Origin of the sequence: Haloarcula montana (assembly GCF_035666295.1) — an archaeon.
Taxonomy (GTDB): domain Archaea; phylum Halobacteriota; class Halobacteria; order Halobacteriales; family Haloarculaceae; genus Haloarcula; species Haloarcula montana.
In genome coordinates this window covers 50,752-68,355 of record NZ_CP142029.1, presented here as the reverse complement: position 1 = coordinate 68,355, position 17,604 = coordinate 50,752, and the positions used below count along the sequence as shown (strand labels likewise).

13 protein-coding genes and 1 pseudogene are annotated in these 17,604 nt (G+C 56.6%); 7 read left to right on the top strand and 7 right to left on the bottom strand.

The window, feature by feature from the left end:
- Positions 1–25 precede the first annotated feature (25 nt).
- From VJ109_RS17725 to VJ109_RS17710, 4 genes are all read right to left on the bottom strand, one after another.
- Complete coding sequence (locus VJ109_RS17725; RefSeq protein ID WP_324761103.1) at positions 26–343, bottom strand: DUF3784 domain-containing protein; 318 nt, start codon at positions 341–343, stop codon at positions 26–28.
- Positions 343–966: a class I SAM-dependent methyltransferase gene (locus VJ109_RS17720; protein ID WP_324761102.1), complete on the bottom strand. Its 624-nt coding sequence runs from the start codon at positions 964–966 to the stop codon at positions 343–345. Before VJ109_RS17720 ends, VJ109_RS17725 begins: the two co-directional genes overlap by 1 nt.
- Before the next feature lie 70 nt (positions 967–1,036).
- Complete coding sequence (locus tag VJ109_RS17715; protein ID WP_324761101.1) at positions 1,037–1,336, bottom strand: DUF7562 family protein; 300 nt, start codon at positions 1,334–1,336, stop codon at positions 1,037–1,039.
- Positions 1,333–2,976, bottom strand: coding sequence for an NADH-quinone oxidoreductase subunit D (locus VJ109_RS17710; RefSeq protein ID WP_324761100.1), 1,644 nt, complete (start codon positions 2,974–2,976; stop codon positions 1,333–1,335). Before VJ109_RS17710 ends, VJ109_RS17715 begins: the two co-directional genes overlap by 4 nt.
- Before the next feature lie 113 nt (positions 2,977–3,089).
- Here VJ109_RS17710 and VJ109_RS17705 point away from each other — a divergent pair, with 113 nt between their 5' ends.
- A complete protein-coding gene (locus tag VJ109_RS17705; protein ID WP_324761099.1) occupies positions 3,090–3,746 on the top strand; it encodes a helix-turn-helix domain-containing protein in 657 nt (218 codons plus the stop codon).
- Positions 3,747–4,182: 436 nt separating this feature from the next.
- Positions 4,183–9,312 carry a PAS domain S-box protein gene (locus VJ109_RS17700; RefSeq protein WP_324761098.1) on the top strand — a complete coding sequence of 1,710 codons (5,130 nt, stop codon included), beginning with the start codon at positions 4,183–4,185 and terminating at the stop codon, positions 9,310–9,312.
- A 15-nt stretch (positions 9,313–9,327) separates the two neighbouring features.
- Here the strand turns inward: VJ109_RS17700 and VJ109_RS17695 are convergent, their stop codons facing one another.
- Positions 9,328–10,629: an FAD-dependent monooxygenase gene (locus VJ109_RS17695; protein WP_324761096.1), complete on the bottom strand. Its 1,302-nt coding sequence runs from the start codon at positions 10,627–10,629 to the stop codon at positions 9,328–9,330.
- Between the two features lie 349 nt (positions 10,630–10,978).
- On the opposite strand from VJ109_RS17695, the gene VJ109_RS17690 reads away from it, so the two are divergent.
- A complete protein-coding gene (locus VJ109_RS17690) occupies positions 10,979–11,368 on the top strand; it encodes an ArsR/SmtB family transcription factor (protein ID WP_324761095.1) in 390 nt (129 codons plus the stop codon).
- A 126-nt stretch (positions 11,369–11,494) separates the two neighbouring features.
- On the opposite strand, the gene VJ109_RS17685 is transcribed toward VJ109_RS17690, so the two are convergent.
- A complete protein-coding gene (locus VJ109_RS17685) occupies positions 11,495–11,902 on the bottom strand; it encodes an ArsR/SmtB family transcription factor (RefSeq protein WP_324761094.1) in 408 nt (135 codons plus the stop codon).
- A 1,188-nt stretch (positions 11,903–13,090) separates the two neighbouring features.
- On the opposite strand from VJ109_RS17685, the pseudogene VJ109_RS17680 reads away from it, so the two are divergent.
- Positions 13,091–13,728: pseudogene (locus tag VJ109_RS17680) on the top strand (IS6 family transposase).
- Between the two features lie 25 nt (positions 13,729–13,753).
- Here the strand turns inward: VJ109_RS17680 and VJ109_RS17675 are convergent.
- Positions 13,754–14,389: an IS6 family transposase gene (locus tag VJ109_RS17675; protein ID WP_324761093.1), complete on the bottom strand. Its 636-nt coding sequence runs from the start codon at positions 14,387–14,389 to the stop codon at positions 13,754–13,756.
- 1,006 nt (positions 14,390–15,395) lie between these two features.
- On the opposite strand from VJ109_RS17675, the gene VJ109_RS17670 reads away from it, so the two are divergent.
- The 3 genes from VJ109_RS17670 to VJ109_RS19640 all read left to right on the top strand — a co-directional run bounded on the left by VJ109_RS17670 (position 15,396) and on the right by VJ109_RS19640 (position 17,500).
- Positions 15,396–16,658, top strand: coding sequence for a Cdc6/Cdc18 family protein (locus VJ109_RS17670; RefSeq protein WP_324761092.1), 1,263 nt, complete (start codon positions 15,396–15,398; stop codon positions 16,656–16,658).
- A gap of 351 nt (positions 16,659–17,009) precedes the next feature.
- On the top strand, positions 17,010–17,267 hold the full coding sequence (locus tag VJ109_RS17665; RefSeq protein WP_324761091.1) for a DUF8028 family protein: 258 nt from the start codon (positions 17,010–17,012) through the stop codon (positions 17,265–17,267).
- Between the two features lie 8 nt (positions 17,268–17,275).
- Positions 17,276–17,500, top strand: coding sequence for a DUF8106 domain-containing protein (locus VJ109_RS19640; RefSeq protein ID WP_491745820.1), 225 nt, complete (start codon positions 17,276–17,278; stop codon positions 17,498–17,500).
- The last annotated feature ends 104 nt before the right edge of the window (positions 17,501–17,604 follow it).

Genomic DNA, 17,604 nt, shown 5'->3' with positions numbered 1-17,604 from the left:
CTTCGCCTGCGGAAACCAGTCTGCATCATGATGCAGTCGGAGAATAGGTGTTCAGCCGGTAAACCAGTCGTAGCACGGCCAGCACAATTCCGACTCCGATCAGGAAGCCGAGATACGACGGCGGGTTCGTCACGGACTGGAGGATTCCGACCACGAAGACGGCCACTCCGATGCGGATAATTGTATTCCCGGCCACGTCCTGCACTACGTCATCTGGTACGGGTGAAGTCCCGTCGTAGCCCGCAAGAAGAAACGTCCACTCACGAAACTTGATCAGCACTCCCACAGTCGCCAAGAGGGTACCGACGACAAACCATTCAAACGCATCGGCGGTCAATTCCATCATCTCTCAGCACCTTGTTCCGGAGATATTTCCAAAGTAGTGATCATACCGAACATTGCGGTGGACGCGTCCTCGACTGAGAGCCCTGCCGCGTTGACGATTTCGCGCGGTTCTTGTGTCCATCGACAGCCGCTCTTCGCATAGTGAGTATCGGCGCGCCACTCTTGCAACCGAGCAATCGGCCTTACGCTACTCCGACCGTGCTCGACGAGACGGATGGTTCCGTCTGGCTTGCAGACTCGACTCATTTCGTGGAGTGCAGCGACGGGATTGGGAAACGTACACGTCGACAGAGCCGAGATCACTGCGTCGAAGCTATCATCCGAGAACTTGAGGTCCTGTGCATCCATTTCCCGGAGTGTTGCCGATCTTCCGAGGTCACCGAGTTGCGTTTCTGCGTTCGCCAGCATCTCCGGGCTAATGTCCACTCCAACAAGTTCGACCGTCTCGGGGAGATACCGGAAGTTCGTACCGGTCCCACAGGCAACGTCCAACACCTTCCCCTCCACGTCACCAAACCGGCGGCGGCGATAGCGGCCCATGATGAGTCGATCAAGCCATTCCAGTCGGTCCATACCGTCCGCGAACTCCGCGTAGGATTCCTTGATATCCGGGACCGACATCGGTCGGTTCGACCCCGGTTCGGTATCCGTTTGATTGTGATTACGTTGGGAACACATTTGCTTTGATCGCTTACTCGGGATCGCTGTTGTTGGCCACCAGCTCACAGAATCGGCTGAGGAATGTGTTGCGATCAGTTCGACCAGCGTCGGCTGCCACGAGGGTTCGCTCCAATCCGTTGCGGTTCTGGTGACAGTACTCACTGTGGCAGGGTTTACAGAGGTATTCGAACTCTTTACCTTCGCGGCTCCAGCGGTCACCGTGTTTGTCGTACTCGCGGGCGGCTTCGCGGTCGGCTGTCTCCCCACAGGCGATACACGTCACCTGCTGGGTGTGGTCGCTGGCCCACAGCGCCGACGAAGCCATCGTCATCGATCTACCTCCCCCATGATGGCGTCGATACTGCCAAGTGTCGCGACGAGGTCGGCGACAGACTCGCCTTCGGCCATCGCCGGAAGCGCCGACAGGTTCGAGAACGACGGCCCACGAATCTTGAACCGTGCAGGTGTCTCGGTGCCGTCAGCACGGATGTAGATCCCCAGCTCTCCCTTGGCGCCCTCGATAGCCCGGTAACACTCTCCACTGGGTTTCAACGTCCGCGGGACGTTAGCCTGGAGGCGACGGTCGTCGTCGGGCCAATCGGCGAGGAGGTCGACACACTGCTCGATAATGGCTGCTGACTCCTCGATCTCCCGCAACCGGACGAGCACGCGGGAAAAATTGTCACAGCCTGCCTCGGTGACGACGTTCCAGTCAAGGCGGTCGTAGTAGCCGTAGGGGTCGTCCCGCCGGAGGTCGTAGTCGATGCCGGAGCCACGAGCGACAGGGCCGGTGACGCCGTGTCGCTTCGCGACGGTAGGCGGTAGCTCGCCGGTGTCGACACAGCGGAGTTGAAACGTCTCGTTGCTCGTCAGCAGATCGTGGTACTCGACGAGTTTCGGTCCGAGCCCGTCGACGAACTCCCGGATCTTCTCGAAGAACTCTTCGCGGGGTTCAGGAATGTCCCAGGCAACCCCGCCGACCCGGAAGTAGTTGAACATCATGCGCTGGCCCGTCAGTTCTTCGAGGATGTCTTGAACGAGTTCCCGGTCCCGAAACCCGTACATGAATGTGGCGGTAAACTCGCCGCTGACGTCCAGGGCGTACATAGCGGTAAACAGGAAATGCGAGAGGATTCGCGATAACTCGGCGCTCATCGTCCGGATGACCTGAGCATACTCCGGGACCTCGATGTCGGTGAGGTCTTCGATGACACGGGCGTAGGCCCATTCGTTGAGCAGACCCGCACCACCCCAGTCCCACCGGTCCGGGTAGGGCATGATCTGGTGACGGTACGTCCCCGACTGGCACAGCTGTTCCTCACACCGGTGAATGTAGCCGATATCCGGCTCGACATCGGTAACTGTCTCCCCGTCGAGCGTGACGTTCAGGTGGAGGACACCGTGAGTTGAGGGGTGATGGGGACCGATGTTGAGGTGCATCGTATCAGGTCCCGCGCGATGATCGTCGGTCAGCGGGTTGGCGTTCTCACGGAGCGGCACAATCTGTGGCTGGGTCTGGTCGTACTCTATCGACAGTGGATGGCCCTGCCAGGTCTCAGGCAGGAGAATCCGGCGCAGATCCGGGTGGTCTTCGTACTCGATACCAACGAGATCGTATGCCTCCCGTTCATGCCACTCGGCGGTCCGGTATACCGGCGCGGCGGACTCGCTGGTCGGGTCATCTTTCGTCGTTGGGACAACGACCGATAGCTCCCGTGTCCGGTCATCGTAGCTGGCGAGATGATACACCGTCTCGAATCGGTCTGCGTACTCCTGGGCGGTCACACACGAGCAGTGATCGAACGCCGCCTCCGAGCGAAGCGTCGAGAGCACCTGCTGGACTCGATCAGCACGGATCACGACTGCTGGGGCGTTCTCGTGGGTGTCACGGCCGACGACGGCGTCGTCGGGGAGGTCGGTGACCACTTCATCTACGGGGTAGTCGTCAGTCGATCGGTGTTGCTGTTGCATCGTCCACTGGGTAGTAGTTCACGGCGGAGTCCAGTGGGTGCGCTGCCTCACCAGTGGTGGGATATAAGACAGTTTTCCGTAGTTGTTTACTTTCAGTCACGCTAAGTCGTTCTATGCGATATCTCACGGTGTTAGTCAAGCCGAGTGAAGATAGCGCATTTCACCCGCTTGGGGAGGAACTAACCGAGAACCCGTCGATCGAACGGCGGGCGATACATCACGTCGAACTTCTGAATGACGACACTGTCCTGCTATTGGCTGAAGCAAGCGGCAACCAGGAACGGTACCGAGAAATAATGGAGAACTCTCCGGAAGTCATGAGCTATCTTACTGCTGGAGAGGACCGGTGGATGGCTGTAAGTCAGTTCGAACCGACGGAATCGGTCCGTAAGGGACTAAAACTGCAACGAGACTCGTTGTTGGTTATCGATACGCCGATCCGGTTCACGTCCGAGGATCATCTCAAGGTAACGTACCTGGGAACCGACGAGATATTCCAAACTGTATACGAATACATCGAACAAACGGAATATATGTCCGTCGATATTCTCGAAACGGGCGAATACGAATCTGATGGATCAGAATTTAGCAGGATGATTACGGCTCGACAGGAGGAAATCCTCGAGACGGCAGTCGATCTAGGGTATTACAGTGAACCCCGGCGAGCGTCACTTGAGGATATCAGCGAGGTTATCGGTATCACCCCAGGAACAGTGGGCGAACATCTCCGAAAGGTCGAAGAGCGTGTATTTAACGAAATCGTTCGGTGAAACATAATCATCTTTGCGGCCACAGCGTCGTAGTAACTAACACGGGCAGTGCTTACCCAACTCCCAGACAGGGGTTCAAGAACTGTCCCGAGCGGGACCTGCAGATCACGTGTGGTCGTCTTAAGCACCCCAGGACGCCGATATCGAGACTGGGGTGGTAATTAGGGTCCTTTTGATCTATCTGAGTTCGAGGATAGGGACCTTTGATGCCAGACGAGATATCCGGGCTCTCATAGGAACTCACGACTACCCATCCGGGGAGAGCATGTTAAAAGCCGAGATATCCTACGAACGATTTACAGGCCTTGAGGTGTAGATATTGGTTATGTTTTTGGAACGTCCAGACTCACTCTCGTTCCTCTTGGTGGGGGGAGAAACGAACAGCGGGGTCCGGTCCACATTAGAGCGTGAGACTGACCTCTCACTCGATGTGAGAATGACTTCGGGGAACCACGGGGAAGCTGCGTCGGAAGCCGATTGCATCATTATCAACGAATCTTCAATAGACAGGGATATAGTCAATATTGTTCAACTATGGACAGCCGAACAGCCGAACATCCCAGTTGTTGTTTTGGGGGACTGCGGCGACGAGGAGGTGATCTGTGACGTATTTGGGGCAGGGGCATCAAATTGGGTACCGAACGGCCTCGTCGATGTGGACCCAAAATTGGTGGCGGACCGCCTGAAGACGATTAGTGAGCGCGAACATGCAGTAACAAGCGCACAGGAGATCTACGACAACGTCGCGGGTGTTGCCGTCCTCCACGATCCAGAATCGGGTGAGATGCTGCACGCCAACGAAACACTCTGTGAGCTGCTGGGCTACGATCGAACGGAGTTAGAGGCGATGCAGGTCGGTGAGTTCACTGCTGATCTATCCGGATACGACCACGAGCGGATAACAGATGTCGTCTCAAGTGCCACCGACTACGACGAACCAATCGAGGTCGAATGGCCACTGGAGACGGCCGAGGGTCGCGTTCGCTGGACCGAGGCGAACCTACGTACGGTGCAAGTCGGTGGTCGTGAGGTCGTACTCACGACGTCTGTCGACATTACGAAGCGCCGGCGACAGGAACGGAAGTACAGACAGGTGTTCGACAATGTCAATGATGCCATTTCCGTCCACGACCCGTGGGGCGAGGAGATTGTCGAAGTCAACGAGACGATGGCAGATCTCACGGGGTACAACCGTGAGACACTACTGGAGATGGATGTCAGCGGACTCAGTGTGTCCGGAGACGGATTTAGTGATCAGGAAGCGTACGAGACTCAACGTCGTGTCGCAGCGACCGGTGAGACGGAGACGGTCGAGTGGGCAATCGAGACGGCAGCGGGTAACCGTCGACTGCTGGAGACAAACCTCGCGCCGGCTACGATCGCCGGGGAGGACCGTGTACTGGCTCTCTCACGGGACGTGACCGAGCGGACTGAATATGAACGGCGCCTGAAGCGTGAGCGCGACCGTCGCTCGGTGCTGTTCGAGAACAACCCGGACCCGGTAGTTAGAGTGCACTTCGAAGGCGACGAGCCGGTAATCCGGGAAGTCAACCCTGCCTTTGAGGAGGTCTTCGACTTCTCGTCTGCGGAAGTCGTTGGGTCGACTGTCGCCGAGGCGGTCGTTCCCGAGAGTGAACGCGAGGAATACGAGCGTCTCCGTGATAAGGCGGCTCGGGGTGAGTCGCTGGAACAAGAAGCCCCCCGCCAGACCGCCGACGGAATCCGTGAATTTCTCTTCAGAGTCATCCACTTCAGTGCCGATCAGGACCCCGACGAGCCCACCGACGCGTACGTCTGGTACACTGATGTCACCGAGCAAAAGCGCCGTAAACGCGAATACGAACAGATCTTCGACGGTGTCAACGAGGCGATTGTCGTACAGGATCCGGAAACGGCCGAGCCACTCGACGTGAACCAGACGTTCCTAGATCGGCTCAACTACGACACCGTCGATGAGATCCGTGAGGTGGGATTCGCCGGATTGAGTGCGAGTGAATCAGGGTATACCAGAGAACGAGCGCGGGAGTTGTGTCAGCGGGTTATGGAGACGGGTGACCCCGAAACTGTCGAATGGCAACAGGAGACCAGGACGGGAGAGCGTCGTTGGATCGAGGCGACGGTAGACTCAGCCGTGATTCGGGGTGAGGACCGGATCTTGTCGATGCAGCGCGACGTTACGGAACGCAAACGCCGCGAGCGGCTGATCCGGACACTTCACGAAGCGACCGACGACTTCCAGAACGCTGAAACCCGCCAAGAGGTCTGTGAGGCCGCCATCAACGCTGCGACGGAGGTACTCGACCTCTGGTTGCCGACCTGTTGGCTCCACGAGAGCGACGAGGAGAGTAATATGGACCTCCTCACACCGGTCGCCAGCGGCGATGAAACCGAGGAACTCCCACCCGGTGGGGGGCCGCGAGACCTCGAACCGGGAGACTTGGAGTACACCGTCTACAAGAGTGGGGAACGACGGATCTGCGACCCGGAGGATCTTGATGGCGGGACGCCACCCGGAGATGCTCTCCTCTTTCCTCTCGGCGAACACGGCCTGTTCGGCGCAGTCGAACGGAGGACTGAAAGAGATAGTGACGGGAAAAGTGGCTTCGACGACGTCACGCTCGACGCGGCGGGGATCCTCATCCGGCACGTTACCTTCGCGCTTGACCGAGTGGAACGCGCCCAGGAACTGCGTGAGAGCGAACGCCGGTTCCGACTCATCGCTGACCACATCGACGAGATAGTCTACGTGTCGACGGCCGACTTCTCGGAGATCTTCTACATCAACGATGCGTCCGAAGATATATACAGGCGACCGGTCTCGGAACTCACGGCAGACCCTACGTCGTTCGTCGAAGCCGCCCACCCTGACGACCGAGCCGACTACAAGGACGACATCGAACGGGTAGTCACCGACATCGAGGCTGGGGATCCACAAGATGCCTACGAGGGCGAATATCGGATCGAACGCGACGGCGAAACCCGGTGGGTCACGGTTACCCGATTCCCCGTTGCGAACGAAGATGGGACCATCGACCGGATTGTCGGTCGCGTACAGGATATCACGGAGCGAAAGCGCCGCGAACGTGAGTATAAGCAGATCTTCAACGGGGTCACCGACTCGATCACTGTCCACGACCCCGAGACCGCGGAACTCGTAGATGTCAATGACACGTTCTGTGAACTGCTGGGGTACGATCGGGCGGAAATACTTGAAATGGGTGTCTCCGGTTTTAGTTCGGCCGATCAGGGGTACACGATGGAACGGACACGAGAGTTCGTCCGAACTGTCGTTGATGCTGAGGAGCCCCAGCAGACGGAGTGGGCCGTCGAAGCCAGTGACGGAGACATCCGCTGGCTGGAGGTCAAGGGGACGACAGTCGAACTCAACGGCGAACAACGGTACGTCTCACTCAACCGGGATATCACGGAACGACGGCGTACCGAACGGCGTCTCAGTGAGGTCTTGGACAGAATCGACGAAGCAATATTCATCACCCGTGCCGAGGAAATCACGTCCGGGTCGCAGGCACCTGACTACGTGAGTGCCGGGTACGAGGAGATCTGGGGACGGTCTCTGGGCGAGATAAACGAGGCCTACGAGGATGGCTTCTTCGGGACACTCCACACCGACGACGCAGACGAGTACCGGGCGTTCGTCGAAGGTATCGTCAACGATATCGAAACGGGAACGGGGGCGGACAGCTACTCACACGAGTATCGGATTATGCGAGAGGATGGGGAGACCCGCTGGGTTCGGTCGGACTACTACCCGACTGCATGGGAAGACGGACCGACGCGGATCGTGATCGTCAGCCGGGACGTTACCGAGCGAAAACGCCGGGAGCGCCGGATCGCGTCCTTCAGCGACGCGACCGATGACCTCGCAACCGCGGATACGCCTGCGGAGGCGACGCGAATAGCTGTCGAAGCGGCCGCCGAGACGCTCGAACTTCCGGCGGTCGGGGCGTTTCTCTACGACGCTGACGATGGTCTTCTCCATCCGGAACTGCTGGTTGGCCAGTTCCCATCAGACGTGGCGACCGAGCCGATCGGTCCAGGTGACGGCCCGCTCTGGGAGGGGTTCGCAACCGGGACTATCGTCACCTCCGATGGGAGCGAAGACGCGATGAGCGTCGCCGACAGTCGGACCGAGCTCGAACTTTCGGCAGGACTCGCTGAACTAGCGGCGTGGCGCGCACTCTCGCTCGGTAACCACGGCCTCCTTTTTGTGGGGACCCCCCAGGGAGCGTTGGGTACGGATACAGTGCAGGCCGCCCACGTCCTCGCCGCGACCCTAGAGGCGGCGCTCAATCATCTGGAGGGGCAGCGACGGCTCGCTGCACAGGAGGAACAACTACAAACACAGACTGAACGTGCTGAACGACTGGATCGTATTGCCCGTCTTACGCAGCAGGTCGAAGCTGCCATCACCGAGGCGTCGAACGCTGCTGAGGTAGAACGGGAGGTCTGTGAGCGACTCGCCGAGACGGGTCCGTACGATCTCGCGTGGATCGGGGGGGTCGACGCCGGCTCCGACCGCCTCGTATCCCGCGCGATGGTTGGGGGATCAGATCGATACGTCGAATCGATGGACTTGACGACGACGAACGATACAGCAGATCCACACCCCGCAATCGATGCCTGGGTGACCGACGAACTGCGGGTCGAGGACTCGCTCGTCGGTGATGGACCAGTCGACGACTGGCGGCGAATCTGCCTCTCGGAGGGGTATCAGTCGCTCTGTGTGGTCCCACTGACGTACGACGGAATTACGCGGGGTGTACTAACCGTCGGCTCCAGATCACCCAACGAATTCGGCGACCGTGAACGCGACGTACTCTCGCAACTCGGAACCACGATCGCGAACGCTCTTACAGCAATCGGACGGCGACGGGCGCTCGAGTCCGACGAAACCGTGGAACTAGAGTTCCGTGGACCGGGAGATAGACTCCCGTTCGCCCAAGCGGCGGTTGCAGCAGACTGTCGAGTCAGACTCGAACGGACGGCTGCCGACAAGGAAGGACCAACGAGCCTCTACTTCAGTTTCGAGGAAGATGTGCCGACCGACGCAGTTGAAATAGCGGAGCGACGACTCCCCGGAGCGGTCGACGTCGTCACTGAAGGGTCGTTGTCAACACTCGTTGAGGCGCACGCGAGAGACTGGTTTGGTGCCCCCATCGCCGAGTACGGTGGTATACTTCGGGAAGCGGTTGCAAATCCGGATGAAACGACGATCCTCGTCGAAGTTCCGAGACAGGCCGACGTTCGATCGTTCGTCGAACGATTTCAGGAAGTCGCCCCATCGCTCGAACTCACCGCCCAGCGCCAGCACCAGCGACAGGACCGGCTCCCGTCTGAGATCAGCGAACGGGTTAGAACAGAGCTCACCGAGCGGCAACTGGAAGTGGTGCGAACGGCACTTTCGGCTGGGTACTTCGAGTGGCCCCGAGAACACGACGGCAGCGAGGTCGCGAGCCGACTGGAGATCACTCAACCAACGTTCAACAAACACCTCCGACTCGCCGAACGGAAGACGTTTGAACTCCTGTTTGGCGCCGACGACTGAGCGGTCGGTGCCCGATCAGAACTCTCTGAACCAGTCGTATTGGACCGACCACAACCGACTATCGAGAAACGATCCCAGCGTCAGTTGTCGGAGTTCCCCGAGGGTATCTAGCGACGCCGGAACCGAATCCGGGAGCGAGTACGCATGGTCCTCCCGAACTGCTCTGGTCGTCCGTCGAAGCGCTCCCAGCCGCTGTCGTCGCTGGGCCGCGTACGTGTCGACCGCGTCCGACACCGACTGTTCCGTTCGATTCAGTTCCGACAGGAGAGCCAGGGAACTCTCGATACCGAACCAGGTCGCAAACCCGGTCGCCGGTGCTGTCGGGGAGACGGCTGCACCGCAGAACGACAGCCGGCCTGATCCCCACCGTTTTCGAGTTCCGTCGTCACAGTGGACGGGTTGTCGGACAGTCGTCGCCTCCCACTCAAAATCCTTCACGGACTGATGATCGATTTCGATGTCTGCGCTGCTCTCGTTTATGATGGTGGCGATGACACTGCCGTCGGGGTTCGACGGGAGAGCAGTCCGAGGTGTGGTCAAACGGACAATAGTCGAGGACCTCACCGAGGAGGGGATTAGTTGCACGAGTGCGTTCGGCCGCCAGATATCCTGTATCCGGGTCGATTCGACGCGTGCTGTTTCAACCGACGTTTCGTACTGTACGAGTGTCTCGGGTTCCAGGATCTCGCCGAACGCGAGACGACGAGCTACACCGCTGAGACTGGTGTCGGTAAGCACATCGAACCACTCGGTGATTCCGTCCTCGAACTCCACTTGGAGCCCGCTGTCGTGCGTCGAGAGCATGGCGATGGAGCGACTTGTACTGCGCTGTCGGTCCGGGAGTCGTGCGTCGAGGGCGTTCCTGAGTTTTCGTGTATCAATGACCATTGCCTCGGTAGCGTCCGAATCGGTGGATGCCGAGAGGATAGTCGCTGATTTAGTCGTGGATGAGGATCGTTCGACCGAAATACTCTCGACAGGGACTCCCTGCTCGGACAGCAACGGGCCAACCCCAAGCGAACGGAGGACCCGACACGCCGACGGGCTGAGAAACGTTGCCTGCGACTTGACAGGCCGACCGGGGTCGCGCACGAGCAGGGGATCGTATCCGCTCTGATGGAGCGCGAGGGTGAGCGTGAGCCCGACGATGGTATCGCCCACGACAAGTACCTGTCTGTCGCGGTGGTAGCGATCCGTATTGACCTCAAGTAACCAGTTCTGATTTGACTCGCCCTGATTGGCGTTGACTCCAGTTGGGATCGCTGCCTCGCTGGTCGTGATGTCGGCTATTCGATCGTCACGGTCCCCAGGAGTCATCTGCTAATCGTCTCCTTTCCGATCGGACCGTTGGGAGGGCAGTACTGACCCGCTAGGGGTATCATTTCGTTGGAGGGTGCTAGTTTAGAAGCGGCTGCGATTGGACGCCTATGTTCGGTCGGCCAACGAGTCCTCATACGTTTCGGACAATCCGTCAGCATCGTCCCTAATTACCCGATCCGTGTTTCAGTCGCGGAAACACGGGAGAGAAGTCCCCGGTGACGAGCCAACCGACCCGTGCCAGAAGTTCACAAAGCTATATTACTAGCCACGGGAGTGCCGAAGAGACGACGGTAGTTGACAGTAGGGTTGGGATGGTGCGGTATCTCAATACAGTCAGAGTCAGACAATGTCGCTAGCTCACACGACTGATACCCGAGAGTTTCAGAGAGAACCGAACGACCTCGCGTCGACAGAGATCATCGAGCTTCTCAACGCCGAGTATGCACAGCAAATCCTGGAGACGATCCGTACAGAGGCAAAGCCCGCCCGTGAGATCGCAGCCGAATGCGGGGCATCCCGAGCGACAGTGTACCGACGGTTGAATGCGCTTGGGGAGGCGGGCCTCGTCGAAACGGAGATGCGGTACGACGCCGACGGTCACCACAGATCTGTTTTCAAGACGAGCTTCGAATCGCTCGCCCTTGAGATGACAGTCGACGGTCTCACAGTAGCGCTTCGAACAAACGAGACTGAACGATCCTCAACCGAATCGAAGCCGTCGATTTCGAAGCCCTGAATCTGAGTCTGGGAAAGTATCCTCTACCCACAGGGGGTGGTCTCGGCGAACCGCTAGCGGAAAGCATGCGTTCCCGTTCGCGTTTCAACATCGCTATTGATCGACTCTCCCAGGCCGAACACGACATCAGTCGTCGCTGCTTGTCACGGTATCTACCCTGGAGCACGTAGCTGAGTTATCGACGGCCAGTTTCTGATCGTGATCGCCGGCGACGAGGATGAGAGGGTCACTATCCGGAGCGAACACGTCCATCTCCATCCCGTTTTCCGAATACCATTGATCGACGATAGTCACGAGGCCAGCTCCGACGAGCTGATCGAGATGGTAGCCGACATTTTGGATGGAGGTACCGACCCGTTCGGCAAGTTCCGATTGCGTTGCGGGACTTCGATACAGTTCCGCTAGGGCGGTCCGAGCGATGTCCGACCCGAGAACCGAAAACACCTCGTCTGTGTCCCCCTCGCCGAGATTGATGATTCGGGCCTCCGGCTCCGGTCGGTCTACTGGTGGCTTCTGCGGGAGCAGATTGCTCATATCCAAGGTGGATCAGCAACCCACTGAAACTGTTCCACTATATCTGTCGCTGCGCTCGTCCAAGCGGGCTAGACTACTAGCCTCAGGGAACGAAATCCCATCTGAAACGATCTTGACTTCCCAACAGGACCCGTGTTTACATCCCGGTAACTACGATTCAGGTGAGACAAATGACTGTCTTGGAACGTTGATTCGCATTCGGTTCACCTGACTCCAACTGTCACTTTCGACCCTACTGAGCGTATATTCATTACCTACAGAGTGTCAGAGACAGTCCTCGTACTGTATGCACTCTCTGAATCGGACAATACAAGCGGCTCGTGACTCAAAGTTACGTATCATTACGATTTATTATCTGACAGGGACTCACCAACAATATGAGGTTCCCCTCCCCCTCATACAGAGAGTATGTGGAATTTGTAGCGACCGTACTCACGACTATTGCCGTTCTTCAATATCTCGGAGTTTTTGGTTCGTCGAATAATATTAATATAACATACTTTATTGGCCTGAGCTTCACCCTTCCAATGTGTACGTACCTTCTGACAGTCGTTTGTGAGAATATTGCGTGGATTTCACAGTGGGATAGAATGGTGCAAGACGAGCGATGGGAAAAGTCAATTTACACCACAACACCATGATTGACGAAATTCTAGGGTTTGTTTTTATATATTGCTAGAATTCGTTCCTACTATTGTCTGGAAACTCTTATTTCTTCTAATTGGGATCTTTTTTGTGTCAAAGAAATAGAGGTTTATAGATATATAACACATATCCGAGATTTCCTAAGGAAGGTGTATTTTATTCCAGAAATATAAGCTTGGATATGGACCAGATACAATTATAATGGGCTTGTATATACAGAGATGGCACATATACTGGTATATTTCAAGTATTCGGAGAAATATATTCGCAGACTGTCTACGAACGGCGTACCGACTGATGAGTAAGCGGAGAATGCGAAGTCAGGCACGATGGGGGGTGAGAGAACCAGTATCTGGAGCCCGTTGAATCAGTGATTGCGTCGCGACACCTATCCAAATTGCACAGACTCACCGAGGTCCCTGACGAAATTGAGACCATTCGTGGGCCTTTCGCGAGATCCTCCGTAGAAATCCACTCATTGTTTTTGCCCCACTTTCCGGTCGCGTTAAGTTAGAGAATGAGGCGGACGAGTTCTGAGTGTCTATGTCCGAATCCGACCGCCTCAGTGGAGGTATCGAGTGGATCGACTTGTCGTTTGTGGAGCGCTAGCGGACTCCCGAGTGGGCGATTCAAGTGGGCATCCGGTGTCATCTGGCAGGTATGTCACTTCGGGATGCCAGTCAGTTTCTCGAGGAGTTGGGAGTCCAACGCAGTCATGTCTCGATCCACGAGTGGGTTCACAAGGCCGATCTACAGCCGATTTCGACGGTGACCGCGGATCAACTCGCTGTCGACGAAAAGATGATCCGCTCCATGGACAGAAATTTTGGCTGTACGGCGCTGTCGATCCGCAGACGAACGAAATTCTCCATCTCAGCCTCTTTCCGACGGCAACGAAACAGACGACGCGGTGGTTTCTGGCCGAGCTTCATTACCAGTATCAGCTCGACGAGGTGCTGTTTCTCGTCGACGATGCTGATTACCTTGGTCCAGTTCTGGCTGAAGATGGCTACCGATTTCAGACTCTCGCACATGGAAATCGGAATGCCATCGAACGTGTTTTCTGGGAAATAGAACGGCGAACATCCTCATTTGCAAATAGTTTCAGCCATGTCGAGCTAGAGACAGCTCAAGAGTGGCTTGAAGCCTTCGCCGTCCACCACAACTCACGCCAAACTTAACACGATGCACTTTCCGTGGTAGTGTTTAGTTAGCAGCATTGTGCCAGACGGCGAAGGTTCGCAACCATGTTTCAGCTGTCTCTGGTTCGACGTGGCTGAAACAGTTTGAAAACGAGGATGTTCGTCGTTTTACTTCTCGAAAGACACGTTCGACACTATTCCGATTTCCATGGAGTTCGTATCTGAAATCGAGGCCGTGTCGTTGCAGGGCTGTTTTGAGCCAGTCGGCATCATCGACAAGAAACACGGCGCCGTCGACATCGTGTTTCTCACGGAACTCTCCGAGAAAGATCTCGGTCAACGCAGTTGGGTACGTAGCAAACAGCCGGATATGGAGGAATTTGTTTGTGGCAGGATCGATAGCGGCGTACAGCCAGTATTGCTGATCATTGATTCGAATCACGCTCTCGTCGAGTGCAACCTGATTCGGAGCTTCACCGCCGTCTGGCTGTAAATCGGCCTTCTGTACCCAATCGTGGACGGCTTTCCGAGACCGCTGGACGCCCAAATTATCAAGAACAGAGATGGTATTCGAAAGTGATAGTCCTGCAACGTGCAGCTGAATACCGAGCTTCATCGCACGCTCGGGTGTCCGCTCGCGCTCCACAAAATCCAAATCTATCCAGTCGCTACTACCGCTGAGGCGTGTGATTTCGGTCATGGACAACGGGAATCACACTCGCCTCACTTTTCACGCTTAACTAAACACCGCCCCAATTTCACCCCACCAGTTCCGCTGTTAGAGCGACCCCACTAGTTCCGCTGTTAGTGGGACTGCGATCTTGGAGTTTCTTGAATCCTACTCGACCTGTGCCCCTAATCTAACAAGATGAAAATTCGTCAACTGATTCGTCCCTCCTTGTCTGAGGAATCGAACCACACACACCCCCCGTTTCGAGTGTTTTCGAGTGAGATGACCAACACGGGGGAGTACCGAGCTTTGAGGCCATCCACATATAGGGTCAAACGAATCCACCCCCCGTTTCGAGTGTTTAGTAGGCAGTAAAGATTCTCTCTACTACTACTAACTCTTTCTAGAGGAAAAATATAAATAATAAGGATCAGACCACTAAGCACCGGAGAAATTGAATCCAGCTGTTTGTTGGGATTAAACCTCTCCTATAGACTCTCTATCGGGTGATAACTCTCCAGTTGAACGACTGGCTCCCCCCTCCCACATCAAGAACGAACAGAACACTCGAAATGGGGGGTGTGTGTGAAGGATGACCCTCTCCGAAAAGACTCGAAATAGGGAGTGTTCACGAGAGTATCTCACCACGGATCAGCAGATTATACACACCGCTCCTGAATTGTTCCGGCCCGCTCGCTCTGCCGGACTGGTATACCGGCATTCGCTGTAGAACACTCGAAACGGGGTGTGAGAGGGAAGGTCTGCATTGACGGGCGTTTCACCTCGAAATTTATTGCTACCTGTAAACCAAATGTATATTAGTTACTGACCACCCTCTCACAGAACACTCGAAATAGGGGGGACCGTCCGTGAACGTGTTTCATCACCCCGCATCACCAGCAATATAGCGGGTCTGTATCCGCGGATTACACTCGAAATGGGGTGTCCCTGAAGGCCTGATTGACCCTAACACTAGAAACACTGGAAACACTCGAAGCATAATTTTATATGACATCGATATGTGGTTCCAGACAACATGGACTCGCCGTTCGACGATCCGGGGAAAATTTTCGCCGACAAGCGGCCACTCGACGAGGACTATACGCCCGAGACGATCCTCTGTCGGGACGAAGAGATCAGTCGCTACTCGGAGGCACTGCAAGATGTCGTCGAGGGGTTCGGGCCGAACAACGTCTTCATCTATGGGCAGACGGGCAACGGCAAGACTGTCGTCACGAAGAAGATGATGGCCTTTCTTCGCGAGGAGACCGCCCAGCACGACATTCCGCTCACGATTCTGGAGGTCAACTGCAATCGCGACGACAGTATCTTCAACGTCCTCATCTCGCTTGTCAACCAGCTCCGGCCGCCGGATGATCAGGTTCCCGAACAGGGCCCGACGAAGGGCTTTCTCTGGTCGACGCTGTACGATGAACTCGACCAACTCGACGGCGACGTCGTCGTCGTTCTCGACGAGATCGATATGCTCGGGGCGGACAACGACAAGCTCCTCTACGAGTTCCCGCGAGCCCGGAAGATGGGCTCACTCGAGAATACCCGCGTCGGCGTCATCGGGATCTCGAACAACCACATGTTCAAAGACTCACTGGATCCGCGGGTCAAGAGTACGCTCTGTGAGTACGAGATCTTCTTCTCGCCGTACGACGCGACGGAACTGACCGAGATCCTCGAACACTACGCCGGGCTGGTGTTCCGGGACGGGACCATCGACGACGGTGTCATCTCGCTGTGTGCTGCCCGGGCCGCTCAGGAACAGGGCGACGCTCGCGAGGCGCTCGATCTCCTGGAGACAGCTGGCAACATCGCTCGCAAAGAGGATGCTCCACAGGTGACGAAGGCCCACGTCGAGAAAGCAGGCAGTCGTGTCGAAGAACAGCGCGTGCTCACCATCGTGCGCGATCAGCTCACGTCCCAGATGAAACTCGCGCTGCTCGCGACGGCGTTCCTCAACATCGACGAGGATGCCTCGCCCAGGGCGAAGAACATCTACCAGGTCTACGAGAACATCTGTCAGGTCTGCGATTACGAACCGCGCTCGAAACGCCGTGTCAACGACTTCCTGGATTCGATTCGGCTGTACGGCCTGCTCGAACGCGACGAACGGAACCTCGGCCGCGCAGGTGGACGCTCGTATATCCACACCCTGGAGGTGTCGCCGAAACTCGTCTTCGAGGGACTCAAATACGATCAGGAGGGTGCCGAGTCGATGCTCGAACGCTACGACCTCGTCCCCGATCCCGAGGACGCAAACCAGTCCCGGATTACCTCGTTCGTCTGAGCAGCGACAGAACATCTGGGAGCGCTAATTGATCCAGTAGTACTTGCTTCAGAGGTGGCCACACGCGATCTTAACCAACATAACGGATTCTTTTCCATCGATGTTGGTTAAGAAGTGTGCCTGCCGACACCGGTGGGTTGACGATCATCCGGCAGACATACTAATCCCCTTCTATCGGTTTGTTCACGGTTTTAAAATCTCTCATGGGTTTTCCATCGGTTTTAGACCGGTTTGCCGGCCCGGTGAAAGGTGTGAAATCATCAAGTAACCAGTAAAGCGAGTCGAATCCACACTGATAGTCTGCGCTTTATATAGGGGTACCAGTGCATGGATGAAGTACGCGAAGCATCTATGTCCACTGCTGATCCCTCCATCCCACGCCCGCCTGCCGTCGCATCGAACCTCCAGGCACTTCTGGCGACGATCGTCGAGTCGATCGTTTCCCTGTTCCAGGGCATCGCCTTCTGGGCGACGATTCCGCTGCCGCTGGTCATCGCAGGCACGCTCGCGACGAACGTCGTCGCGAGCCGACCGCTCCTGGTCGGTGGGCTGGTCGTCCTGAATATCGTCTGTGCTGTTCTCGGCCATAACTACTCACCTGACGCGTGAGTCTCGCGATGCCTGCCACCCACGATGCAGTACAGCAGTTCAGCAAGCCCACGCTGTTCTGTCCGACATGCGAACACGCCAGCCCGATCGAGAGCGACTGGATCATGGATGATTCGGGCCATCAGGGGCGACTCTTCTGTCCACGCTGTGGCGATGTCGTCTCGATCAAAAACGGGTGTAGCCTAACTGTCGGCACTCGTTTCGTGGCAGATTTCGATATCCGTCTGTACTGAACCTCTCAAGAGCTGATAGAAACACCGTGGTGAAAACAGAGGGTGAGCCTTGTTTAGATGCTCCTGATGCTGTGGGTTAGTGGCCATATCGAAGGAACAGAAGC

Bases quoted from the DNA above. Each gene is read 5' to 3' on its own strand.
- VJ109_RS17725 (WP_324761103.1), bottom strand. From the start codon at position 343: ATGGAATTGACCGCCGATGCGTTTGAATGGTTTGTCGTCGGTACCCTC.
- VJ109_RS17720 (WP_324761102.1), bottom strand. From the start codon at position 966: ATGTCGGTCCCGGATATCAAGGAATCCTACGCGGAGTTCGCGGACGGT.
- VJ109_RS17715 (WP_324761101.1), bottom strand. From the start codon at position 1,336: ATGACGATGGCTTCGTCGGCGCTGTGGGCCAGCGACCACACCCAGCAG.
- VJ109_RS17710 (WP_324761100.1), bottom strand. From the start codon at position 2,976: ATGCAACAGCAACACCGATCGACTGACGACTACCCCGTAGATGAAGTG.
- VJ109_RS17705 (WP_324761099.1), top strand. From the start codon at position 3,090: ATGCGATATCTCACGGTGTTAGTCAAGCCGAGTGAAGATAGCGCATTT.
- VJ109_RS17700 (WP_324761098.1), top strand. From the start codon at position 4,183: ATGACTTCGGGGAACCACGGGGAAGCTGCGTCGGAAGCCGATTGCATC.
- VJ109_RS17695 (WP_324761096.1), bottom strand. From the start codon at position 10,629: ATGACTCCTGGGGACCGTGACGATCGAATAGCCGACATCACGACCAGC.
- VJ109_RS17690 (WP_324761095.1), top strand. From the start codon at position 10,979: ATGTCGCTAGCTCACACGACTGATACCCGAGAGTTTCAGAGAGAACCG.
- VJ109_RS17685 (WP_324761094.1), bottom strand. From the start codon at position 11,902: ATGAGCAATCTGCTCCCGCAGAAGCCACCAGTAGACCGACCGGAGCCG.
- VJ109_RS17675 (WP_324761093.1), bottom strand. From the start codon at position 14,389: ATGACCGAAATCACACGCCTCAGCGGTAGTAGCGACTGGATAGATTTG.
- VJ109_RS17670 (WP_324761092.1), top strand. From the start codon at position 15,396: ATGGACTCGCCGTTCGACGATCCGGGGAAAATTTTCGCCGACAAGCGG.
- VJ109_RS17665 (WP_324761091.1), top strand. From the start codon at position 17,010: ATGTCCACTGCTGATCCCTCCATCCCACGCCCGCCTGCCGTCGCATCG.
- VJ109_RS19640 (WP_491745820.1), top strand. From the start codon at position 17,276: ATGCCTGCCACCCACGATGCAGTACAGCAGTTCAGCAAGCCCACGCTG.